General features: G+C 46.6%; 21 protein-coding genes and 1 riboswitch. Of the genes, 1 reads left to right on the top strand and 20 read right to left on the bottom strand.

The features are described from left to right. Positions 1-96 precede the first annotated feature (96 nt). From scpB to NSQ58_RS13240, 18 genes are all read right to left on the bottom strand, one after another. Positions 97-708 carry an SMC-Scp complex subunit ScpB gene (gene scpB / locus NSQ58_RS13325; RefSeq protein ID WP_068941582.1) on the bottom strand — a complete coding sequence of 204 codons (612 nt, stop codon included), beginning with the start codon at positions 706-708 and terminating at the stop codon, positions 97-99. Further along, on the bottom strand, positions 677-1,471 hold the full coding sequence (locus NSQ58_RS13320; RefSeq protein ID WP_034095057.1) for a segregation and condensation protein A: 795 nt from the start codon (positions 1,469-1,471) through the stop codon (positions 677-679). The genes scpB and NSQ58_RS13320 overlap by 32 nt, the downstream gene beginning before the upstream one ends. Before the next feature lie 172 nt (positions 1,472-1,643). Continuing rightward, entirely contained in the window at positions 1,644-2,108 is a 465-nt protein-coding gene (gene ribH, locus NSQ58_RS13315) for a 6,7-dimethyl-8-ribityllumazine synthase (RefSeq protein ID WP_023989205.1), read from the bottom strand. A gap of 79 nt (positions 2,109-2,187) precedes the next feature. Continuing rightward, on the bottom strand, positions 2,188-2,871 hold the full coding sequence (gene ribB / locus NSQ58_RS13310) for a 3,4-dihydroxy-2-butanone-4-phosphate synthase (RefSeq protein WP_075154398.1): 684 nt from the start codon (positions 2,869-2,871) through the stop codon (positions 2,188-2,190). A 60-nt stretch (positions 2,872-2,931) separates the two neighbouring features. After that, positions 2,932-3,597 carry a riboflavin synthase gene (gene ribE, locus NSQ58_RS13305; RefSeq protein ID WP_075154399.1) on the bottom strand — a complete coding sequence of 222 codons (666 nt, stop codon included), beginning with the start codon at positions 3,595-3,597 and terminating at the stop codon, positions 2,932-2,934. Positions 3,598-3,928: 331 nt separating this feature from the next. Then, positions 3,929-4,102: riboswitch (FMN riboswitch) on the bottom strand. Positions 4,103-4,170: 68 nt separating this feature from the next. After that, on the bottom strand, positions 4,171-4,638 hold the full coding sequence (locus tag NSQ58_RS13300; RefSeq protein WP_013310772.1) for an IDEAL domain-containing protein: 468 nt from the start codon (positions 4,636-4,638) through the stop codon (positions 4,171-4,173). 220 nt (positions 4,639-4,858) lie between these two features. After that, complete coding sequence (locus NSQ58_RS13295) at positions 4,859-7,147, bottom strand: thiamine pyrophosphate-dependent enzyme (RefSeq protein ID WP_069079982.1); 2,289 nt, start codon at positions 7,145-7,147, stop codon at positions 4,859-4,861. Further along, complete coding sequence (locus tag NSQ58_RS13290) at positions 7,147-8,160, bottom strand: 2-oxoacid:acceptor oxidoreductase family protein (protein ID WP_023989209.1); 1,014 nt, start codon at positions 8,158-8,160, stop codon at positions 7,147-7,149. The genes NSQ58_RS13295 and NSQ58_RS13290 overlap by 1 nt, the downstream gene beginning before the upstream one ends. Before the next feature lie 251 nt (positions 8,161-8,411). Continuing rightward, positions 8,412-8,846 carry a peptidylprolyl isomerase gene (locus NSQ58_RS13285; RefSeq protein WP_013310775.1) on the bottom strand — a complete coding sequence of 145 codons (435 nt, stop codon included), beginning with the start codon at positions 8,844-8,846 and terminating at the stop codon, positions 8,412-8,414. Between the two features lie 163 nt (positions 8,847-9,009). Continuing rightward, positions 9,010-10,377 (bottom strand): diaminopimelate decarboxylase, encoded by a 1,368-nt coding sequence (lysA, locus tag NSQ58_RS13280; protein WP_013310776.1) that lies wholly within the window; start codon positions 10,375-10,377, stop codon positions 9,010-9,012. A gap of 110 nt (positions 10,378-10,487) precedes the next feature. Continuing rightward, entirely contained in the window at positions 10,488-12,182 is a 1,695-nt protein-coding gene (locus NSQ58_RS13275) for a spore germination protein (RefSeq protein WP_028540616.1), read from the bottom strand. A gap of 26 nt (positions 12,183-12,208) precedes the next feature. Next, positions 12,209-12,631 carry a stage V sporulation protein AB gene (locus NSQ58_RS13270; protein ID WP_023989211.1) on the bottom strand — a complete coding sequence of 141 codons (423 nt, stop codon included), beginning with the start codon at positions 12,629-12,631 and terminating at the stop codon, positions 12,209-12,211. Next, on the bottom strand, positions 12,628-13,281 hold the full coding sequence (locus NSQ58_RS13265; RefSeq protein WP_013310779.1) for a stage V sporulation protein AA: 654 nt from the start codon (positions 13,279-13,281) through the stop codon (positions 12,628-12,630). The genes NSQ58_RS13270 and NSQ58_RS13265 overlap by 4 nt, the downstream gene beginning before the upstream one ends. A gap of 176 nt (positions 13,282-13,457) precedes the next feature. Further along, positions 13,458-14,213, bottom strand: a complete 756-nt coding sequence (gene sigF / locus NSQ58_RS13260) for an RNA polymerase sporulation sigma factor SigF (protein ID WP_023989213.1) — start codon at positions 14,211-14,213, stop codon at positions 13,458-13,460. Positions 14,214-14,224: 11 nt separating this feature from the next. Further along, entirely contained in the window at positions 14,225-14,680 is a 456-nt protein-coding gene (spoIIAB, locus tag NSQ58_RS13255) for an anti-sigma F factor (protein ID WP_023989214.1), read from the bottom strand. Then, a complete protein-coding gene (gene spoIIAA / locus NSQ58_RS13250; protein WP_013310782.1) occupies positions 14,677-15,030 on the bottom strand; it encodes an anti-sigma F factor antagonist in 354 nt (117 codons plus the stop codon). Before spoIIAA ends, spoIIAB begins: the two co-directional genes overlap by 4 nt. Positions 15,031-15,126: 96 nt before the next feature. Then, positions 15,127-16,320 (bottom strand): D-alanyl-D-alanine carboxypeptidase family protein, encoded by a 1,194-nt coding sequence (locus NSQ58_RS13245; protein ID WP_068941575.1) that lies wholly within the window; start codon positions 16,318-16,320, stop codon positions 15,127-15,129. Positions 16,321-16,533: 213 nt separating this feature from the next. Then, positions 16,534-18,177 (bottom strand): glycosyl hydrolase family 28-related protein, encoded by a 1,644-nt coding sequence (locus tag NSQ58_RS13240; protein ID WP_341057571.1) that lies wholly within the window; start codon positions 18,175-18,177, stop codon positions 16,534-16,536. Positions 18,178-18,382: 205 nt separating this feature from the next. On the opposite strand from NSQ58_RS13240, the gene NSQ58_RS13235 reads away from it, so the two are divergent. Further along, complete coding sequence (locus tag NSQ58_RS13235) at positions 18,383-19,594, top strand: O-antigen ligase family protein (RefSeq protein ID WP_028540613.1); 1,212 nt, start codon at positions 18,383-18,385, stop codon at positions 19,592-19,594. Between the two features lie 123 nt (positions 19,595-19,717). Here the strand turns inward: NSQ58_RS13235 and NSQ58_RS13230 are convergent, their stop codons facing one another. Next, on the bottom strand, positions 19,718-20,542 hold the full coding sequence (locus NSQ58_RS13230) for a purine-nucleoside phosphorylase (RefSeq protein ID WP_023989218.1): 825 nt from the start codon (positions 20,540-20,542) through the stop codon (positions 19,718-19,720). Positions 20,543-20,614: 72 nt separating this feature from the next. Continuing rightward, positions 20,615-21,559 carry a site-specific tyrosine recombinase XerD gene (gene xerD / locus NSQ58_RS13225; RefSeq protein ID WP_023989219.1) on the bottom strand — a complete coding sequence of 315 codons (945 nt, stop codon included), beginning with the start codon at positions 21,557-21,559 and terminating at the stop codon, positions 20,615-20,617. Positions 21,560-21,630: the final 71 nt, after the last annotated feature.

The following is a 21,630-nucleotide window of genomic DNA, read 5'->3' as shown; positions in this document are numbered from 1 at the left end:
ATGCATCTTAAAATACCAACAGCCAGCCCCCAACTACGTGAGGACTGGCTGTCTGTTTGAGCTTTACATAAGTGAGCCGCAAGATCCGGAGCAACTTTATTGGGATTCAAGATCTAGATCGTTGGCCGCAGGCAGGCTGCTCTCCAGACGCTCGAACAATAATTGAGTCTCTTCCTCCAAATTGTCCGAATCCTCGAACAACTCCGGTTGCGGTAGATCTGCCAAAGAGCCCAGACCGAAATAATCCAAAAATGATTTCGTCGTTCCGTACAATATTGGCCGTCCGATGGCTTCAGCTCGACCTTTCTCTTCAATGAGCTCCTTGTTGACCAGTGTATGTATGGCCCGCTCGGATTTGACACCCCGAATCTCTTCGATTTCAACTCTTGTAATGGGCTGGCGGTAGGCAACAATGGCCAGCGTCTCCAAAGCAGCTTGAGACAGTGAGGCACGTGCCGGAGAGTATGCGAGCTTTTCAAAGTAAGGTGCATGTTCGGATAAAGTTGCAAGCTGATAATGACCGGCAATACGGACAAGTTGCAAGCCCCTTCCCCCCTGCTCCATGTCCTGCTTCATATCTTCCAAGCACTGTTCAACCAGCTCTTGCTGCTGCTCTACAATGTCGGCGATCTGCTTGGTGGACAACCCTTCCTCTCCTGCGAGAAACAGCAGTCCCTCAATAATTGATTTCAGCTTCAGATAATCCATTAACCCGTAAATCCCCTCTCCACTCCATTACAATATCATCGAAAAGCTTCTCCTGATAACAGAAAATTTGTTTCATTTTCATCAGTTCAAGGATAGCCAAAAAGGTCACAACCACCTCATGCCGATACATATCCTCATGCATCAGCTTGGAGAACAGTAGCCGTCCTCCGTTCCCCAGCATCTCTAACGCCCCGATAACTTGCCGGATACGGTCCTTAACTGAAATTTCGTCTCGATGAACACGGGTTACCGTCGTACGTCGTTCTGCTTTGCGCAAAGCACGCTGAAAGGCCGCGACCAAATCGCTTGCATGCAGCCCATGCACCGGATTTGCGGGTTCAGTGGGCAGGAATGCGCTTAGATCTTCTGGCTCCTTGCCATAAATTAGACTCCGCTCCCACTCACGTTCACTTAGATGGCGAGCAATCCCTTTATATTTACGATACTCCACCAGCTTGCGGACCAGTTCCTCACGTGGATCATAATCCTCTTCCTCATAAAAATCCAAATCGTCATATTCCATCACAGGTGGCTTGGGAAGCAACAATTTACTCTTAATAGATAAGAGCGTCGCCGCCATCACCAGAAACTCGCTCGTAATGTCCAGTTCCAGCTCCTGCATACTGTGCAAAAAAGCCATATACTGATCAGTAATATCGCTAATCGGGATATCCTGAATGTCGATCTCGGCTTTATCAATCAGATGCAACAGTAGATCCAGCGGACCCTCGAATGTTTCCAGCTTGTAGTTTACGACTGTCAATGTGCTTCCCCCTGCCTTACTCCAATCATCATTCAACAATACCTTTCCCTATAGCACTTATGCTCTACGTTATCAATCCCTCTTTCTGTAGTATATACGTCATCGCCTTGCTTAACAATCCAATCCCTTTTCACCTTGCAGTTTATTCCGTTCTATTCAGCTATTCCTATAATTAAAATTGCTTGCCGAGATTGGCCATTTCAATCGCAGCCAATGCAGAATCCCAACCTTTATTACCAGCCTTCGTACCTGCTCGTTCAATAGCCTGTTCAATGTTTTCTGTCGTCACTACCCCAAAAATAACGGGTACTCCCGTTTTCAGACTGCTTGCTGCCACACCCTTGGCCACTTCATTGCAGACGATATCATAATGTGAAGTAGAACCACGGATGACCGTACCCAGCGTAATTACGGCATCATATTTGCCGCTTGCAGCCATTTTTTGTGCAATCAGTGAAATTTCAAATGCACCCGGAACCCAGGCTACATCAATTTCATCTTCCTGCGCACCATGTCGTTGAAGTGCGTCAATTGCGCCGCTTAACAGCTTGCTCGTAATAAACTCATTAAATCTGCCCACCACAATACCATATTTTAAACCGTTTGATACGAGATTACCTTCTAGAAAACGTGCCATGTTTAATCAACCTCTCTTAGTTTAATTATTTAGGGACTTCGGATAATACTTCAGATTTACTTGGAACCGAGATGTATTTTTACAATGACAAACGACGACGGTAGGCCACCAAATGCTGAATACTGATCAGCTTCAATTGATGTCGCTTGGCGACCACTGCCAGATCAGGCAGGCGGGCCATTGAGCCATCTTCCTTTATAATTTCGCAAATGACCCCAGCAGGCTTGAAGCCACTGAGTCGGGCCAGATCAACAGCCGCTTCAGTGTGACCAGCACGCTGCAAGACACCACCATCGCGAGCAATCAGCGGGAACATGTGACCAGGCTTGCGGAAATCACTTCCTGTGACTGCTTCGTCTGCCAAGGCGCGTACAGTCAAGGAGCGCTCGGCCGCTGAAATACCCGTTGTTGTCTCCATATGATCTACCGATACCGTAAAGGCAGTACCGTGGAAATCTGTATTTTGCTCTACCATAGGATGCAATTCCAAAGCCTCGGCTCTTTGTCGTGTGATTGGCACACAGACCAACCCGCGACCTTCTGTAATCATGAAATTAATGACCTCAGGCGACGCTTTTTCAGCCAAAGCGATAAAATCGCCTTCATTTTCGCGCTGTTCATCATCCACTACAATAACGACTTTACCGTTTTTTAAATCCTCCAACGCTTCTTCGATGGAATCCAAACGAATCTCTTCGTCATGTTCCAACTCGCCATGCTCTATGACGTTCGCCATTGCACTTGTTTGGCTACCTCTATCCATAACACTTTCCTCCTTATGTCTTGTGCCACGAATGCTCCTAAACAGGCTTACCATTCAAAATCAGGCAAAGCCGTGTTTCGCCAAATAGTCCAAACTGAGAGGAGCTTCTTCTACTCTCTCCGCCTCCGCTGAACCTCTGTAATTTAAAAGCTGTTCTACATATTTGCCCAAAATATCACATTCGATATTGACGGTATCCCCCTCACGTTTGGCTTGTAAGGCCGTTTCGGATAAAGTGTGGGGAATAATAGATACGGCAAAGGTATCTCCCGTACGCTGTGCGACTGTGAGGCTGATACCATCAATTGTGATTGACCCTTTGAGTAGAATATATTTAAATAATGTTTGATTTTTAGGCTCAACTTCGAACACAACTGCATTCTGGTCTGATGTCACCCCGCGAATCGTTCCCGTCCCGTCCACATGTCCTTGCACGATGTGTCCTCCGAACCTTCCACTCGCCGCCATTGCTCGCTCCAGATTGACTCGGCTGCCGGATCTCAACTCTTTCAGATTAGTGCTGCGAAAGGTTTCCGGCATCACATCAACCTTAAAGTCTTTCGAACCAATCCGTATCGCCGTCAGGCAAACGCCATTCACCGAGACACTGTCTCCTATTTTCAAATCGCCCAACACCACGGAACCCGAAATCCCCAGCACCATCGCTTCACCGCTTTTGGATATAGTTTGAATGCGACCCACTTCCTCAACTAATCCGGTAAACATGCCTTCACTCCTTTCCACTACATTTCAGTTTATCCCTAATTCATCAGCTATAAGCGCAAAAAACCCCCAGTTCGGATTCAATCCGTCATGGGGGTGATGAGAGTCACATTTGTAGTATACAAGCGCAGTTCATATGCATCTTAAGACGACATGAAATCATAGGTTTGCCAATAGAAAGCATGACTGAGGATACAACCAAATACGCTCAGAACACCCATCAAAAAGAAAGCTTAAGAAAGCTATCGCCCGATGCTATCCTACAACGAAATAAGTCGTACGCACAATTGGGTATGCTAAAAATCGGCACATGTCACGTCATGCACATGCGCTTCGTATCCTTCTCCCATCCAGACTATACTGTCGGTCCCGGATTTGCACCAGGTCCACCTTCTGCTGATCATTCAGCATCCGGGTCACGGACTAAGCCATGCTGTTTCTCACAAAAACGATCCACAAACATGTCATCACCGCCGGTGGGGAATTTCGCCCCGCCCCGAAGGATCTTGCTCTTATTTAATTGAATTAACATTAAACTTGTTACGTATATTAGCACCGACTTCTAAAAAAAGCAAGTTATCTAATAGAAGCGCCTGCTTTGGTTTTGACATATTGGCTGGAGAGTTCTTCAAACCAGGTTTTATCATTCATATGAAGCGCCAAGTCAATCAGATCGGCCAGCTCCTCGACTCCCAACTCTGTTGCATGATCAAAGGTAATTACGGCTGAAGCAACAGGTCCCCGCCCTTCCTCAGAACATGCTTCATAATCCAGTCGTACATCAACATGTCCGTCAATAAACTCGCATTTCAGAAAATAAATAATTTCGCACATTAAAATGGGGCGTACCTGTGTTTCTAACACGCAATCCATCACCTTGGCAGAATAGTGCTGGTTCGTCAGCGTGAATTTGTGTTCTGTCGCTGCTAGCGATGCCCGTCCAAAATCGTCTGTAAACTTTAGTTCTACTGGCTTGATGTTCATAACCTTAGGGATCTGCTTCTTTATAATTTCGATTATTTCAACTGTATTCAGCTTAATCATTACCTGCACCTCATTGCATCTTAAAATTCAGAAGAAAACTTTTTAACGTGCCTCTTATAGGCCTCCACTCCTATATCGGAAATCATTACCTGTTTTTTTATGCTTCAACCCATAAACGACAAAAAAGATTCTTTGCACAATAAGCGCAAAGAATCTTGATCGAACCACTACAGTAACAGCGGCTAACAGTGCTAATCGATGATTATGCAAAAAAACAGAATTATAGCTCTGAAATTTCATGTTTCTTTTTCAGGGTAGTCCAGCGACGCTCAATCTCCTGCTCAAAGGTAGCCAGCGTAGCCTCCTCCTTGAGAAGATGCTTCGTTTTACCCATTAATTTCAACCATTCTGCAGCTGGAATCCGTTTTCCCTTGTCTTCCGGATTATACGTAATCGTCGTACTGCCTTGCTCGATTTCGTACAAAGGAAAGAAACAGGACTCGACTGCGGCGCCCACAATGCTGGTGCCCAGTCTGTCTTCGGATTTCCAATTCAGCGGGCAGGCGCACAGGATCTTACCATAGGCCGTACCCACGTTGTTCGCATACCATTGAGCTTTGGCTGCTTTACGCAGCATATCCTGCGGATGACTTTCAGCTGCTGTAAAAGCATACGGAATGTTACAAGCAGCCATGATTTGCACGGTATCCTTGTGATGCCCTTGCTTTCCTTTTTGCATTTTCCCTACACCCGACGTACTGGTCATGTGACCGAGCGGAGTGGAGTACGATTGCTGTGAACCTGTATTCATGTACCCTTCGTTATCATATTCCAACATGATCAGCTTATGATTACGCAGAGCCGCACCAATCGCAGAACCCATACCAATATCCATCCCACCGTCACCACTGATCATGATAAAGGTCGGATCGTCCGACATCTCAATTTCATTGCGGCGCTTCATTTCCATATAAGCTTCCAGCGCTCCCGAAAGTGTAGCGGCCCCGTTTTGAAAAAGATTGTGGATCATCGGTTGTTTGTGTGATGTATATGGATACCCTGTCGTCGTCACATATACGCAGCCTGTCTGGAACAGCACGACAATATCCCCTTCAATACCTTTGAAAAACAGTTCCAGCGCAGACAATGCCCCACATCCTGGGCAAGCCCCGTGACCTGGTGTAAGACGGCGTGGTTTGGTCGTCAACGATCGCAGGGGTGGTACCTTGACTTTGAGCTTCCCGGTCGCCTCGTCCGGCGTAACCTGAATCAGACCCGTACGGTATGCATTGCCACGTGGCGGTTGCATAACTTGCGGCATCACCTTGTCCGGTGAACCCGGATTAATTCCGTAATAATCAAAGGGCTTCTCGGCTCGTCCGGCCTCTGCCGCCTCAATCGCAAGCTGGAAGAACGCCTCTGCATCTTCCGCATAAAAATCCTTGCCGCCCAAGCCAAATATACGACTCAACACGAGTGTCCGGTTCAGCGGGTCCTCCTGCAAGGCCGCTTTAATTTCATGCGTTAAATTACCGCCGTCTGCCCCATACGAATCTGCACGTTCACCTACCAGCAGCGCCTTGACATCGCGTAATGCTTCCCGCAGTTGTGCGGCTGGGAACGGTCGGATGATATTCGGACGTATCACACCAGCTTTAATCCCGCGCGCGCGGAGTTGATCCGCCACATCCTTGGCCGATTCAGCCGCCGAATTCAACAGGAATACCGCGACCTCAGCATCCTCCATATGATACAGATCCAAAATCGGGTATTCCCGACCGGATAAAGCGGCATATTCTGCTGCTACCTGCTCATATACTCCTTCTGACAGCTTCAGTGCTTCAGATAGCTGAACATGATTATTCGTCAGGTCATCACCGTTCATATGCGCACCCACGGTAACAGGATGTTCAAAATCCGTAATATTCGGATAATTCAAGTTCGGGTTAGGACCTACAAAACCGCGCACGGTCTCAGCATCGGCAAAATATTGCACTTTACGTTTTTGATGGGACGTATAAAAACCGTCATATGCGACCATTACAGGCAGCCGAACATCGCTATGCTCTGCGATTTTTAGTGCCATGATGTTCATATCATACACAGCCTGTGGTGTACTTGCCGTCAAAATGACCCAGCCTGTATTCAAACCATAGTACAGGTCCGAATGATCCCCGCGAATATCCAGGGGACCACTAACAGCTCGTGTCACCAGATTCATAACCATTGGAAAACGGGTACCTGACTGAACAGGTAACTGCTCCAGCATGTACAGGAAACCTTGCGAACTAGTGGCGTTCACAACCCTCGCTCCCGCTGCGGCAGCTCCATAACAAATCCCTGCCGATCCGTGTTCTCCGTCTGCTGCAACCAGCTTAATATTATGCTGACCTCTCGTTCTCATCTGATCCAGATACTGCGCTACCTCGGTAGATGGAGTAATCGGGAAATATCCCATCATATGATAATTAATCTGCGCAGCCGCCGTAGCTGCCATTTCATTACCGGATTCGAACGTTGTCACTTGCGCGGCGCCTGTCTGTTTGAGTTCTTCCTCCAGTTTTGCCATTACGCACGCCCTCCTTCATATGCCGGAAATTGGTGGGCAACTCGATTCTGTTCCGCCCATCCCCATTGTTCGCGACGCGAGCTTAATGCCCCTGACGGGCAAATATCTACACATTTCAGACATCCTTTGCAATACTGGTAATCAATTCCTTGCAAAAATGGCATCATTCTTCCGCGTTTGTCTGCTTGCTCTTCCCATACAAAACAGTAATCCGGGCAAATCGAATCACACTTGGCACAATGGGTACATTTATCAGCTTCATATTCAGGCACATACCCCTGACGTGAACCACTAACATCTCTCGTCATGCTGTTTCCCTGAGTTGCAATAACGCCCCCCAGTAGTTGGGTTTCGTATCCCAGCAATGGCTGCGGACGTTCAAAAACCCGATCCTCTGCGTCATCAGTAACTGGATATACGTGCAGTTCCATTTCATCATAACCACGGTTAAACGTACGCAGATTAGGTTCCACTAACAGTGGATTTTTCTTTTCAAAGGTACTGCGTATAACCGATCTCATCGCTTCCGGGTCCAGGAAATCACAGACACGGAACAAGGCACCGAGCATGGACGTATTTAGTTTGGTTCGCTCTTCCAGTGCGATGCCCATCGCATCCACCACCGCTAATGTACCGGATACCAGTCCCAAATCAGCCCGTATTTCTTCTGCTGGACGCGTGGAATTAACCACTACAATCCCATCCGCTGGCAGTCCGCTGATTACATTTACCGTTTTGTATAACGTTTCATGGAAAATGCCTACCACATGCGGTTGCTCAATCGGACTGTGATCCCGAATATCGACCTCCGGCTCACAGAAGCGGACGAAGCTTTTAACCGGAGTTCCCTTTTTTTCCGAACCATAGGACGAAAAATTTGAAGCATTCAGCCCCAGACCAAGCACCCCGGTTTCGGCCAACATTTTGCCAGCCAGATTAGCGCCGAGTCCACCAATGGATTCCAGCCGGATTTCAAAAAATCCGAGTCGATTTGTGCGCGTTAAAATAGACAATGTGATAAGCCCCCTTCTTTTCCAATCCTTACTGAGTTTGAATACTCATATAAAATAAATGGAAAATGCATTCTTATGAGAAGGCTATCACAACACTTACTTTTCGAATGTGATCTTACGCACTGTAATGCCTACGTGATTGCGAAAATCAATAAACCGTCAAACAAAAGACAACAAAAGCCGCCCTGTCCAAAGACAGAACGGCTTAGGTGCAACGCTATTTAAAAAAGATCATGTAATTAACGGTAAAATTACACGTCAAATACTTTAACCTCTTTCATTTTGTCGCCTTGTTTTACAGCATCAATGAATTCCATACCTTTGGTTACTTTACCAAATACAGTATGTACTCCATCTAAATGTGGTTGTGGAGCGTAGCAGATAAAGAATTGGCTGCCACCTGTGTTGCGACCTGCATGAGCCATGGACAGAACGCCTTTGGCATGCTTTGTTGTATTCGTAGCTGTTTCACAGTCAATCGTGTAACCAGGACCGCCTGTACCGTTACCGATTGGACAACCACCTTGAGCCACAAAGCCCGGAATGACACGGTGGAAGCTCAAACCGTTGTAATAACCGCTGTTTGCCAGCTTTTCAAAGTTAGCAACGGTGTTTGGAGCTTCTTCTGGGAAAAAGTCAATTTCGACGATACCGCCGTTTTCAAGATCTATTCTACCTTTTTTCATTGTTTGTATCTCCTTTTCAACCTGTTTTGAGAACTAAATAACATCAAGTTCCAGTTTACTATGAATTGCCGCGCTTAGCAAAGTCTTGTCCAAAAAAAAAGGGCCATTGTCCCCGGTGTATTATTACCGACTCAATGGCCTGCTTGATCTTACAATGCTAAAATCAGGACGAAACCGTAATCTTGGCGTTAGGCTGAACCGCCGGACTGGCTTGATCACGAATCAAGCGCTGTGGCACAACATCGTTGCGTACGATATCCTCGTAGGTTTCCCGACGCACCACCAACTCGGCCTCACCGTTGTTGACAAATACAACTGCTGGTCGACGTATTCGGTTATAATTACTCGCCATGGAGTAATTGTAGGCTCCGGTTGAGGCAACAGCGAGCAAGTCGCCGCTATTTATACGAGGCAGCTCTACATCCCAAATAAGCATATCGCCGCTTTCGCAGCATTTGCCCGCAATGGACACCGTCTCTTCGTTCGTATCCTGCGCTCGATTAGCCAGCATCGCTTCATACTTGGCCTGATACAGTGCAGGACGTGGATTATCTGTCATCCCGCCATCTACCGAGACATATTTACGTACCTGCGGAATATCCTTGATGCTCCCTACCGTATATAAGGTCGTGCCTGAATCGCCTACAATACTGCGTCCCGGCTCAATCCAAATTTCTGGAAGTTCATCGTAAAGTCCTGAAAAATAGGTTTTCACCGCTTCGCCGATAGCCTGCACATAGGTGGATACTTTCAGCGGTGTGTCCTCCTCTGTGTAGCGAATGCCAAATCCCCCACCCAGATTAATCACTTTGAAAGAAAACTGAAGCTGTTCTTTAATTTCTCTGGAAAAAGCTGCAACCCGTTCAGCAGCCATTTGAAAGCCATTCACTTCGAAAATTTGCGAACCGATATGAGAATGTACCCCTAACAGGTTAAGATGGTCCAGCTCGATAGCCTGTTCCACTGCTTGGCGTGCTGTACCATTCCCAATGTCAAAGCCAAATTTCGAATCTTCTTGACCTGTGGCCATATATTCATGCGTATGCGCCTCAACCCCTGGTGTAACACGCAGTAAGATATTCACCTGCTGTTCTTTCTCGGAGGCAAGGGCCTGCAACAAATGCAACTCCATTTCGCTATCAACGACGAAGCAGCCAATTTGCGCATCTAACGCCATTTCAATTTCTTCCGGTGTTTTGTTATTGCCGTGAAAATGGATTCGCTCTGCCGGGAACCCTGCTTGTAGCGCAGTAAACAATTCTCCACTGGAAACTACGTCAAGCGACATTCCTTCTTCAGCAGCTAAAGCACACATCGCCATAACACAAAACGCTTTGCTTGCATAAGCAACTTGAAACTTCAATCCAGTTTCACGAAAAGCTTCTATGAATTCCCGGCAGCGCCGGCGGACTAACTGTTCGTCAACAATATATAGCGGCGTGCCAAAACGCTCTTTCAAAAGCGTTGTATCACAACCGCCGATCTCCAAATGTCCATTGCTGTTAATTTTACTGCTTCCATGCAAATACATGTTCTGGCGCCTCTCTTTCTGGAACAAGCTAGTCATATTCCATCGAATGTTTACACCAGTATAGCAAAAAAAACATCAAGAACAATGGATTTTTATGCAGATCATTTATATTAATGCTCCTGTCCATTGCCTGAGTTCGAATCTGTGTCGGCATCCGTATGGGGCATACGCGTATTGTCCCTCGTTTTGTTAGATGACGGGCGGTTAGGCGCATCTAGTACAGGCATACGGAACAAGATGGAAGCTAACGCTTTGGCATTAAAAGGAATGAACGGCCACAAATACGAAGAATTATATGACCGATGCAGCGTCAGCATCAAAATGATCAGTGTCGTACCCACGACAAAGCCCGGTACGTGAAAAATTGCAACAGCAACCAGCAGGAATAGTCGAATCAGTCTATTCGCTAACCCCAGCTCATAGCTCGGTGTTGCGAACATTCCTATGGCAGCGACAGCCATATACAGCACGACCTCATTCACGAAAAGTCCCGTCTTAACCGCTATATCACCGACCAGAATCGCTGCGATCAAGCCCATAGCGGAAGCCAGTGGTGTCGGAGTATGCACAGCCGCCATTCGCATTAGATCGACCCCTAGTTCTACAATGATAAACTGGGCAATCAGCGGAAGATGTGCTTCCTTTTGAGGACCAATAAAATCAAGAAACGCCGGTTTTAATTCTGGATTGATGACCATTAGCAGCCACATCGGAAGCAGAAACATCGAGGCGAATATACCTATAAAACGTACCCACCGCAAATAACTTCCCATAAAAGCGGTTTGCCGATTCTCTTCTGCATGCTGACACAAGTCAAAAAAAGTGGTAGGCAAAATCATCACGCTGGGTGAGGTATCGACGAAAATAACGAGCCTTCCTTCCATGATATGCGATGCCACGACATCTGGTCGCTCCGAATATCGTACTAATGGATATGGATTCCAACCTTTATTGATAATCGTCTCCTCTAATTGCTTGTCGGCCAGCGGAATACCATCCAAATTAACATTTTTAATTTTATCTCGTACAGTATCCACCATCACCTTATCCACAATATCGTCAATGTAACCCAAACATACGTCTGTTCGGGTTCGACGTCCGACCTGCATAGCCTCAAATTTAAGCCCTGGGTCGCGCAAACGCCGGCGCACCAGACCTACATTTGTAAGCATTGTTTCAGTAAACCCGTCGCGAGCACCGCGCACAACCCGCTCCAAAGAAGGTTCCTCCGGATTACGCACCGGGTAATTACGAGTATCCAGAATAAGGGAAAAACGCTCGCCTTCCATGAAAAAGGCACTCAGTCCCGTCAGCACCTTGTTAATGACCACAGACATCTTATCCGTCTTCTCCACCTGAATATGTGGAATAAAATTTTCAAAATACGCTTGTAGTCCATCCGAAGAGAGATCATCCGGCGTCAGATAGGTGAGCCGCTTTAGCACTTCAAGCATGATCTGATCCTTCGCAAAGGAATTTAGGAACAGATATCCAGTATGACGCCCACCCAGTGTCATTTCCCTGAATACGACATCAAAGGTCTCCCCCAAACCTAATACTGTTTCAAGTGTATTCTTATTATCCTTCATCCTCGGCGATATATCATCTTCGGCCTGCCAGTAGCGAACGGACTCCTCTACGTTATCAGACCGCTCACTCTCTTTTTTGTGTTTAAAACGTGCTGATTCCTGCGCCTGCTTTTTCTGCCATGGACTCAACTCTTCTCCGCCGGTATGGTTTTCCTTTCCAATTCCCCCGTCTTCTTGATGCTGCTCCTGATGCTCTTGATCCGCTCTGTGATCCATATCCCTTGCCCCCTTCGCTTTCGTTGTTAACGGTTGTATACAAACCAGTCAAATAAGGAACCCGTCACCTTGCCAAGCACCATTGCCATCAACAGACCGAGCATATACACGGTCATGTGGAGTCGCTTGGCGAGTATAGGCAGGAGATTCAATACCTCCGTTAGAGCCGCGGCGAGCAAGCCAATAAACACTCCGCAAAATAACCCAGGTATCCATGTAAATATGCCCGGTAGTGGCAAGCAAATGTTCCAAAAATCGACCACAGTTCCCAGTACTGAGCCTACAATCATTGCCTTTTCGTATGCACGTGATTTTTTATACGTACGGGTAAGTTGTGCTAATCGCGGCATGATATCCAGCACAATAAAAAAAGCAATTACACCGCTACCCACCGCAAGGCCCCCAGCAATACCTAAAATAATCTGAAGTGCAGCCTGTACAAATATCATGGTTTCTTATCCTTTGTCTGCAGACGGGCCATCTTTTCATATTCCTCTGCCACAACATACTGATCCACATTTTCCTGATACAGATACATTTCCACCTCCAGCGGCGTCGGCTCCTCGTTCCAATTTTTCTTGAACAAGTGATTAAAAAAAACGATCATGCCAAAGCCGATGCCGATCGAGTAAGCAATTTGAAACAGGTACGGATGCTCATCCTTATGTCCCGTAATCATCTCCACAATCCGAACCTGTACCTCCATCATGCTAACGTCGGCATGAAAATTCATAATTGTCAGCGCAGAGCCAAAAAACAGAAGCACCCATACCAAAACAAACAGTATTTTGGACGGCTTACGGGGTTTCTCCACAAGTTCCACAAGTACATGCGGCTTCCCAAGAGATTCAACTACGACCCCCGGAATATGATCTCTAATTTTTGCTATAATCTGCAGCATGTCTATCAGTATCAGATTACCGTCCTGGTGCTGCGGCCGCTTGAGAACAAGCTCAAGCAAATCCTTTTCCCATTCAGGATTAGTCAGCAGTTGGGCTACATCACCCAAATGTAAATCCTGCCCTTGTATCATGCGGACACGGCTGCGGAGCCGCAAGTAGACAATAGGAGCTACTGTAGGAGCCGGACTATGAGTCATCCGATCCCCTCCTTATCCTCGTAATTATCGATTAGTATGGAACGAAGCAAGGAAACCTATTCTGTGTATTGTCTTTTATCCCACGCAAAAAAGAGTACCCCTTGCCATTAAAATGGCTTTGGAATACCCTTTAGTAATACGTAAGCATAAGGATGTCACTAAGATCCTGACTGTTATTATTGGGCAATCTGATCGCGGATCAGTTGTAAAATCTTTTTTTCCAGCCGTGATACCTGCACCTGAGAAATACCAAGCCGACTTGCAACCTCTGATTGAGTCTGATCCCGGTAGTAGCGCAGGTACACAATCAACCGCTCCCGCTCAGATAGTCCGCCAATGGCCTCATTGAGTGCCAGCTTGTCGAACCATCTTTCCTGTGATTCGTCAGCAATCTGATCCATAAGTGTAATCGGATCACCGTCATTTTCGAACACCGTTTCGTGAATTGAAGTAGGCGGCTTATTGGCCTCCTGCGCAAAAACAACATCCTCCGGTGTCACTCCCAGCTCATCAGCAACTTCCTTGACTGTAGGCAGGCGGTTGAGTCGTTTGGATAGCTCGTCCTTCATTTTGCGGACCTTATTGGCCGTTTCCTTCAAGGAACGGCTAACCTTGAGTGTACCGTCATCACGCAGAAACCGTTGAATCTCACCGATAATCATCGGTACTGCATATGTTGAAAATTTGACTTCGTAGCTGAGATCGAATTTATCCACCGATTTTAACAAGCCGATGCAACCAATTTGAAAAAGATCGTCAGGTTCATACCCCCGGTTCATAAAGCGCTGCACGACAGACCAGACGAGCCGGATATTACTATTGACCAGTGTCTCACGAGCCTCATTATCACCAGATTGACTCAGTGCAATAAGCCGCTTGACTTCCGCATCCTCCAAATAGCTGTGCGAAGTTTTTTTTCCTCCTGCTTCCATAGGATCAACTCCTAATTATATAAAGCTTTCTTGGATTCAATCCTTTTCTTCATCCGGACCGACGTGCCTCCGCCCGGCTCACTGACTGCTTCAAACTCATCCATGAAATTTTCCATAATCGTAAAGCCCATGCCGGAGCGTTCCAATTCAGGTTTGGACGTATATAGAGGTTGCTTGGCTAGCTCTATATCCTCAATTCCTCGCCCTGCGTCCTCAACAACCAACGTGATCACGTCCGCTTCAATCCCGACTTTGATCGTTACGACACCTGACGGATCGCTGTCATAACCGTGAATAATACTGTTTGTCACCGCTTCAGACACCACGGTTTTCAAATCGCTTAGCTCATCCATTGTGGGATCAAGCCTGGAAATAAAGGCCGCGACAGCCACACGAGCAAATGCTTCATTCTCCGATTTGGCAGCAAACTGCAAGCTCATGAAATTGTTTCCCGTGCCTTCTCTCATGACACAACCTCCAGTTCCGTGAGCGCATTTCCCTCGTTGTCATATATGGGCATGATTTTGAACAGCCCTGACATATCCAGCAGTCGGTGTACTGGCGGATTGACATCACAGACTGCCATTTTTCCGCCCTTTTGCTTGATCAGTTTGTACCGTCCCAAGATAACGCCAAGGCCGGAGCTATCCATAAACTGAAGATTCTTCAGGCTGAGCACAATATGCTCGCATTGCCGGCGCTGAATCGCCTCGTCCATTTGCATACGGACCATGTCCGACGTATGGTGATCAAGCTCACCAGACAGCCTTACAATCAGTACCCCCCGGTGATGCTCCATTTCAATTTGCAGGTTCATGCTTACTCACTCTCCTCCCGGTCTTGGACAAGGATTTCTACGTAGCCGCAGACGATTCCTGCCCTCCGACAAAACTAGAAGAAAACCCCGTAAAATCTACAAAGAAAATAGGTTCGACATGGTACGTTTAAACAATTTCCACCATCCGGCCTTTTCGATAGCCACAGGCGAAGTGATATTAAACTCCTTAAGCTGTTGTCCATCCTGATAGACGACCAGCTTACCGATTGGGTCACCAGCCCGGACAGGAGCTTTGAGGCTTGGGGCCAGTTGCAATTCATGACGCAACGTTTGTTTGTTGCCACCTTTTTTCACCAGTACACTGTAAGAACGGTCAGCCTGAATTTTCAGCTCTGGCAATACGCCTTTTTCAACTTTTACGCTGCCCAGCAATTCACCCGGCTTGTATATGGATTTCATTGTATATTGAGAAAATGCATAGTCGAACATGGAAGATACTTCATTGTTGCGTATCTTCGTATTTGGCTCCCCGAGCACCACAGCTACGACACGCAAGCCATCACGCTTCGCAGTAGCGGAAAGACAGAACTTTGCTTCTGCCGTATAGCCTGTTTTCAGCCCGTCTGCTCCAGTATAGAAACGGACAAGCTTATTCGTATTCACCAGCCAAAAGGGTTTGACTGAGGATTTGCGCAAATAGTCCTGATAGGCTCCCGTATATTTCGTAATTTGCGGGTATTTCAACAACTCTCGGCTCATAACCGCAATATCATGCGCAGAAGAATAGTGATTCTCTACGGGTAAACCGTTGCAATTGGCAAAATGCGTATCCTTGAGCCCGAGCTGTTGCACCTTCGCATTCATCATCTCGACAAAAGCCTGTTCAGATCCTGCAATTTTCTCAGCCATCGCCACAGAGGCGTCGTTGCCGGAAGCCATTGCAATTCCCTTCAGCATCTCATCGACCGTCATTTCTTCACCGGGCTCCAAGAAAATTTGCGAGCCTCCCATTGAAGACGCATATTCGCTGGCCCGAACTTTATCGGTCAGCTTGAGCTTGCCATCTTGAATAGCCTCCATTGTCAGCAACATCGTCATAATCTTGGTGATGCTCGCTGGAGGAAGCTTTTCACGACTGTTTTTTTCATAGATGACTGTGCCCGTATCTGCATCCATCAGGATCGCCGAGAGAGCCTCGGGAGCCAGCTCAGCCGCTGATCCCTCTTTGGGTTTGCTTTCAGGTCTGCTTTCTTCGGCCCAACCGCCGACAGGGACGGCAGTCAAGGCTACCAGACAAGCCAGGATGAACGCCACCACTTTTTTCTTCACAATCGGTTCCCTCCTCAACATATTGGCGTAAAGCACCGGAGCCCATTTACTTACCCCTCCGGCCTATTCGCGTGCTGCTAACCATTGTCGTCAGAATGAAAGAAAAATATTCCATATGAATAAAAACATCAAATAGCACCAAGCTGAGTCAGCATGGTGCGCATTTTCCAATATATAAAATGACAGAACATCTATCGTCTGTGAAATAATTGTTTAAATTCGGCTTATAGTGAGATATGTGATTCCTCCACCGGGTAGAATATCCATCGTATTTTGACTGAACACCCGTATATCAATAAAAGAATTCGCTTCCAATCTAAGTTCCATAGCTCCACTCAATGCACTATAGTTCAGTCCGCCAATTACCCTATCATCGAGATACGCATAGGCGGAACTTCCGGTAAGCTGCTCATCATTCAGGTGAAGTGCCAGCCGTGTGCGATTGCCATCCACTTGGGGATCGGTCGAAATGTAGACTTGTATTCTGTATTTCCCAGCTCGCTTGGCTCGCCATCGGCTATTCACCGCATCGAATTCGATCAGCTCATCATGGTTGATTTGATTAAACTTCACCTTCTGCCAGCTACCTGCGGGAAGATTTTGCCTTGCTCCCAGGTAGGCTTTAACAAAGGTTTCGTCCAAATGCTCAATCCCGTTGTTTGAGTATTTCTCGACAAGCAGCAAAGCCTGCCCTGTCCCATTATTCTCGCCATAACGATTATTGCTATAGCTAAAATCCAAATGTGAGCGAAGTGTCACCTGCTGTGTGGAAGAGCTACCAGAGAAAGAAATAAGCTTCTTTAGATTACGGGGATAACCTCCCACCTCGTCCACCAAAACTTTTTTGCCAATGACCACATCCACAAAATAGTTACATACGGATTGGGTGTCATCGAATTTGTCCGCTATCGCTAAAATAGAGTCACGCAAAGCCACATTTTTTGTTTCTTTGGTAGCCCCAATTTGAATAAAAGAAGGCACTGTCATCTTATGCTCTCTGCTTAGTCCCTCAAACCAGCAACCTATAAATTCAGCGTTCATAAAATCATTAATTAGAATGGGAATATCTTTGGAGCTTCCATCCTTAATGTGCTGGCTAGCCAAAAATCTGGCCCCATTGGAGCTATTCAGATCCAATGCCGTATCGTTCCCCAATGTAAAAAGCGCTATGCTAGTAAACTGTGAACTTCTGTTCTGCAAGTGAATCCCTGTTTTATTGTAATTAATCTCCGTGCATTTAAATAAATTCACATCACTTTCATAGCCCCAAAAAGCCGTTTCAAAATGCTCAATTAGGACGTTATCCAGGACAACTCCGCCACCCTTCCAATCCTGAATACCCAAAGTACCTTTGCCATAATATCCACGCTTCACTGACTGCGAAAACGGATTATTTAATGTGCCTATGTCAGCCCCCTCGTACCGGATCGATAAGTCATGAAACTGCACATTTTGATATCCGCTAAACGATGGTAAACTTTCATCTCCAATTTGAAAACAAGGACCCGTACCATAATATTCAATCGACGTAACACCTTTGCCTTGTCGGTATCTGCCCTTATGAATGCCAAAAATGCGCACACCCTGCTTGCGAATCTGTAAGGTAGAGGTTATTTTGTATCGTCCACTGGGGATGTGAAGAATGGAATAATCGGGGGTCTTATTAATCAATTCCTGCAAAGCTGCCGTGTCATCCTGAATACCATCACCAGCAGCTCCAAACCAGCTTACGTTTACACTGCGTTCAATGAATTCTTTTTCAATGGTTTTAAAATTTTCATTTAATTGCTGCGGCGTTAACTCTTTGCCCGTACCACTCAAATTCAACTTCAAACGGTCTGTAAAATGATCCGCCACCCGAACACCCCCATGTTTAAAAACGTAAATAGTTCCTTTTTTGACCAAGCCGAAGAATTCTTCATTTTCTTAGCATGGACTGAGTATATGCACAAGAGGGCTTGCTCTAGGCTTGAGAAAAATGAAAATAAATATTTTATTATTATTGTACAAGAAGATACGTTTTGTATATTATAGATACATAATGTATCCAGGTGGTGAAATCGTGAAACATGTACTTACAGTAGCTGGTTTACTGGCTTTTTCGATTCCTTATGCTTGTCAGGGTTTGTCCCCCAGAGTTATCACGATTTCCGTGCTTATCCTGTTGTTCAGCTATACCATGCTACTACCTTCACTCAAGTCATTGATCGCAACCTTAGCCGACAATCCGTTACTGACTCTACTCACGCTGTACATCGCTGCCTCCTGCTTATGGGCTGAACAAGAACAGACCTCTTCCTTGCTGATGGTTCTCAAATTCCTTGCCTTCTCTACCTTTGGGCTCTATTTGGTCACCCATTATACAACTCAGGGCTGCATTCGCCTCTTAGTCGTTACGTTAAGTATTTTGAGCATACTCAATCTACTCGCCGTTTTGCTCGTTCCCTCCTTTGCCATTCATGGTGGAGTAGAACATACTGGGCTATGGAAGGGCATCTCTGGTCATAAAAATACACTTGGAACTCTCTCTCTGTTAAGTTTTGTTTCACATGTCATTTATTTTTTCAGGGGTAAACGTAAAGTTTTGCATATTGGCTTTATCTTACTCAATGCCCTATTGCTCATCGAGTGCCAATCTACCACCTCTTTGGTACTGACATCTTCGCTCTTCGTATTTATATTGTTTATACTGCTATTCAAGAGAATCCGAAGCATTGCGTTGCGCGGTTTCTTCATTAGCTGTTCCTGCTTGCTCGTTCTTTTGGGTTTGGTACTCACCTTTACTTATGGAGATGCGATTGCGTCGGAATTCGGAAAAACAACGACCTTAACTGGAAGAACGGAAATCTGGCAGGGGATTGGTGGTGCTATTCAGAGCCATTACTGGTTCGGACATGGTTACGGCTCCTACTGGGCAGCCCGACCCAGTATCTATGCGAACGGCATCCGATTTGATCTGACAAGCAGCCATAGCGGTTTCCGTGATCTGTGGATCGATGTGGGCCTTACAGGACTACTGGCAACAATTACACTCGCCATAACAACTTTATTTAAATTCAGAATTGGCAAAGCAGATATGTATACATGGCTGACGGCAGTGGTTTTTTTCCTATTTATCGTATTGAACAATATAACGGACAGCCGTTTCCTGAACTCGCTAGCCATTTACTGGATCATTTTTATGGTTATTGTGATCAAGGTGCAAGAACGACATAAACTGGCTGTAGCAGAAAAGGCGAATTCAACTGCATTGAGCACACCCCCTCTTCATTAGGAGATCATACTCAGCTCAACCGTTGATGTAAAAAAGAACCCCATATCCACGCCATCAAAAGGCGATCGGATATGGGGTTCTTGGGATATATGTCCACCGCTTCGGTTGAACATGATCCCCAATCTACATTTGTGGAATAATCGCTAGCACAAGTTTTAAAAATTGCTCACGTACTTTCTCTGCCGTCTCCATCACTTCACCATGGGACAAAGGCTGATCCAGAATGCCTGCGGCCATATTCGTGATACAGGAGAAGCCCAGTACCTCAATACCTGCATGACGGGCTACAATAACCTCAGATACGGTCGACATACCCACCGCATCTGCACCCAGTGTACGCAGCATAACGATTTCAGCAGGCGTTTCATAGTTAGGCCCCAGCAATCCAGCATATACACCTTCTTGCAGACTGAAGCCCTGTTGGTTAGCCGTTTGCTTGGCAATTTCACGCAAGCGGCGGCTGTACGCCTCCGACATGTCTGGAAAACGAACGCCTAGACCAGCATCGTTCGGTCCGATCAATGGATTTTGTCCTGTCAGATTAAGATGATCCGAGATGACCATCAGATCGCCTGCTTCGTAGGAAGTGTTTACACCACCTGCTGCATTCGTCACCAGCAGACTTTGAATCCCCAATTGCTTCATCACCCGAACTGGGAAAGCCGTCAGCTGCGGGCCATATCCCTCATACATATGAAAGCGCCCTTTCATCATGACGACAGCGCGACCTTCAATCGTGCCTAACAGTAATTCTCCCTCGTGACCTTCTACCGTCGATACAGGAAAATGGGGAATATCCTGATAAGGAATACTAATTCCATCCTGAATTAAATCGGCCAGAATACCGAGACCTGATCCCAGAATAAGACCAATCTCTGGACGTATTCCGCTCTTGGCACGGATATAATCTGCTGCTTCCTGAATTGTAGATTGGTTGGCTGTTGACATTAATATCTCTCCTGACTTGTACAATCGTAAAGTTATAGTCATTATCACATTTTCTATGAAAGCAAAGTATCGTTACGTTCGATCTTTGCTTTCATGAGAAGTGCGGTTGCCGCCGTGCGGGTGATGCTTTTCATATACTTCCTTCATATTCCGTCTGGCCGTCTGCGCATATACCTGCGTCGTTGACAGATCAGCATGACCCAGCATTTCCTGTACAGAGCGTAAGTCCGCTCCGCCCTCCAGCATATGTACCGCAAAGGAATGCCGCAACGTGTGGGGCGTGATATCCTCGCTTATGCCTGCTTCCTGGCCGTACTTCTTAATCATTTTCCAGAAGCCCTGTCTACTGAGACGCTGACCAGATACGTTCAGGAACATGGCTTCCTGCTCTACCTGAGCTTCTTCACCCTGCCCGGATCTCAGCAATAGTAGACGCTGCTCGTCCATGTAGACTTGTGCCCACTGTGATGCCTCACGGCTGATCGGTACAACACGCTCCTTGCCTGCCTCGCCGCCACAGTGCACAAAGCGCAGATCGGTGCGGACATCACCCACGTTTAGGGCAATCAGCTCCGATACACGAATGCCCGTCGCATATAGCAACTCCAGCATCGCCTTGTCTCGCACCCCTTGCGGGGCAGTCACATCCGGCGCGTCCAGCAAACGCTCTATCTCATCCTGCGTTAGCACCGAGGGCTTCTTTTTAGTCGCTTTGGGCAGCTCCAGCAGAACGGACGGATCATGGATCGTAATTCCCTCCCGAATAAGAAAATGAAAAAAGGAGCGAATGGAGGCGACGCTACGTGATATCGTCGCCGCAGCTTTTCCCTGTTCCTTCAAACGGCCCAAATACAGTACCAGATGTGACCGTTGAACGTTATCCGGCTGCTCAATACCACAGCTTTCTGCAAACTCGGCAAACTGCTGTACGTCCCGTTGATACGCTTCCAATGTGCTGCGCGACAAGCCCTTTTCCTCTTCCATATATTGAACGAAAGGTTGAATGTACATTTTCATGAGTTCCAAAAGTCTCCTTGTTCTGCATACAGCGGTTCAGTCTCAGCCTCTGCTTCTTCGTGTGCTGCGTT

Origin of the sequence: Paenibacillus sp. FSL M7-0134 (assembly GCF_038007865.1) — a bacterium.
In the GTDB taxonomy this organism is placed as follows: Bacteria; Bacillota; Bacilli; order Paenibacillales; family Paenibacillaceae; genus Paenibacillus; species Paenibacillus polymyxa_B.
This window is presented reverse-complemented; position numbering and strand designations above follow the sequence as displayed.

Bases quoted from the DNA above. Each gene is read 5' to 3' on its own strand.
- sigF (WP_023989213.1), bottom strand. From the start codon at position 14,213: ATGGAAGCAGGAGGAAAAAAAACTTCGCACAGCTATTTGGAGGATGCG.
- NSQ58_RS13275 (WP_028540616.1), bottom strand. From the start codon at position 12,182: ATGGATCACAGAGCGGATCAAGAGCATCAGGAGCAGCATCAAGAAGAC.
- NSQ58_RS13230 (WP_023989218.1), bottom strand. From the start codon at position 20,542: ATGTCAACAGCCAACCAATCTACAATTCAGGAAGCAGCAGATTATATC.
- NSQ58_RS13265 (WP_013310779.1), bottom strand. From the start codon at position 13,281: ATGACTCATAGTCCGGCTCCTACAGTAGCTCCTATTGTCTACTTGCGG.
- NSQ58_RS13285 (WP_013310775.1), bottom strand. From the start codon at position 8,846: ATGAAAAAAGGTAGAATAGATCTTGAAAACGGCGGTATCGTCGAAATT.
- NSQ58_RS13300 (WP_013310772.1), bottom strand. From the start codon at position 4,638: ATGATTAAGCTGAATACAGTTGAAATAATCGAAATTATAAAGAAGCAG.
- NSQ58_RS13270 (WP_023989211.1), bottom strand. From the start codon at position 12,631: ATGATATTTGTACAGGCTGCACTTCAGATTATTTTAGGTATTGCTGGG.
- NSQ58_RS13295 (WP_069079982.1), bottom strand. From the start codon at position 7,147: ATGGCAAAACTGGAGGAAGAACTCAAACAGACAGGCGCCGCGCAAGTG.
- lysA (WP_013310776.1), bottom strand. From the start codon at position 10,377: ATGTATTTGCATGGAAGCAGTAAAATTAACAGCAATGGACATTTGGAG.
- xerD (WP_023989219.1), bottom strand. From the start codon at position 21,559: ATGAAAATGTACATTCAACCTTTCGTTCAATATATGGAAGAGGAAAAG.
- ribE (WP_075154399.1), bottom strand. From the start codon at position 3,597: ATGTTTACCGGATTAGTTGAGGAAGTGGGTCGCATTCAAACTATATCC.
- ribB (WP_075154398.1), bottom strand. From the start codon at position 2,871: ATGGATAGAGGTAGCCAAACAAGTGCAATGGCGAACGTCATAGAGCAT.
- scpB (WP_068941582.1), bottom strand. From the start codon at position 708: ATGGATTATCTGAAGCTGAAATCAATTATTGAGGGACTGCTGTTTCTC.
- ribH (WP_023989205.1), bottom strand. From the start codon at position 2,108: ATGGCACGTTTTCTAGAAGGTAATCTCGTATCAAACGGTTTAAAATAT.
- spoIIAB (WP_023989214.1), bottom strand. From the start codon at position 14,680: ATGAGAGAAGGCACGGGAAACAATTTCATGAGCTTGCAGTTTGCTGCC.
- spoIIAA (WP_013310782.1), bottom strand. From the start codon at position 15,030: ATGAACCTGCAAATTGAAATGGAGCATCACCGGGGGGTACTGATTGTA.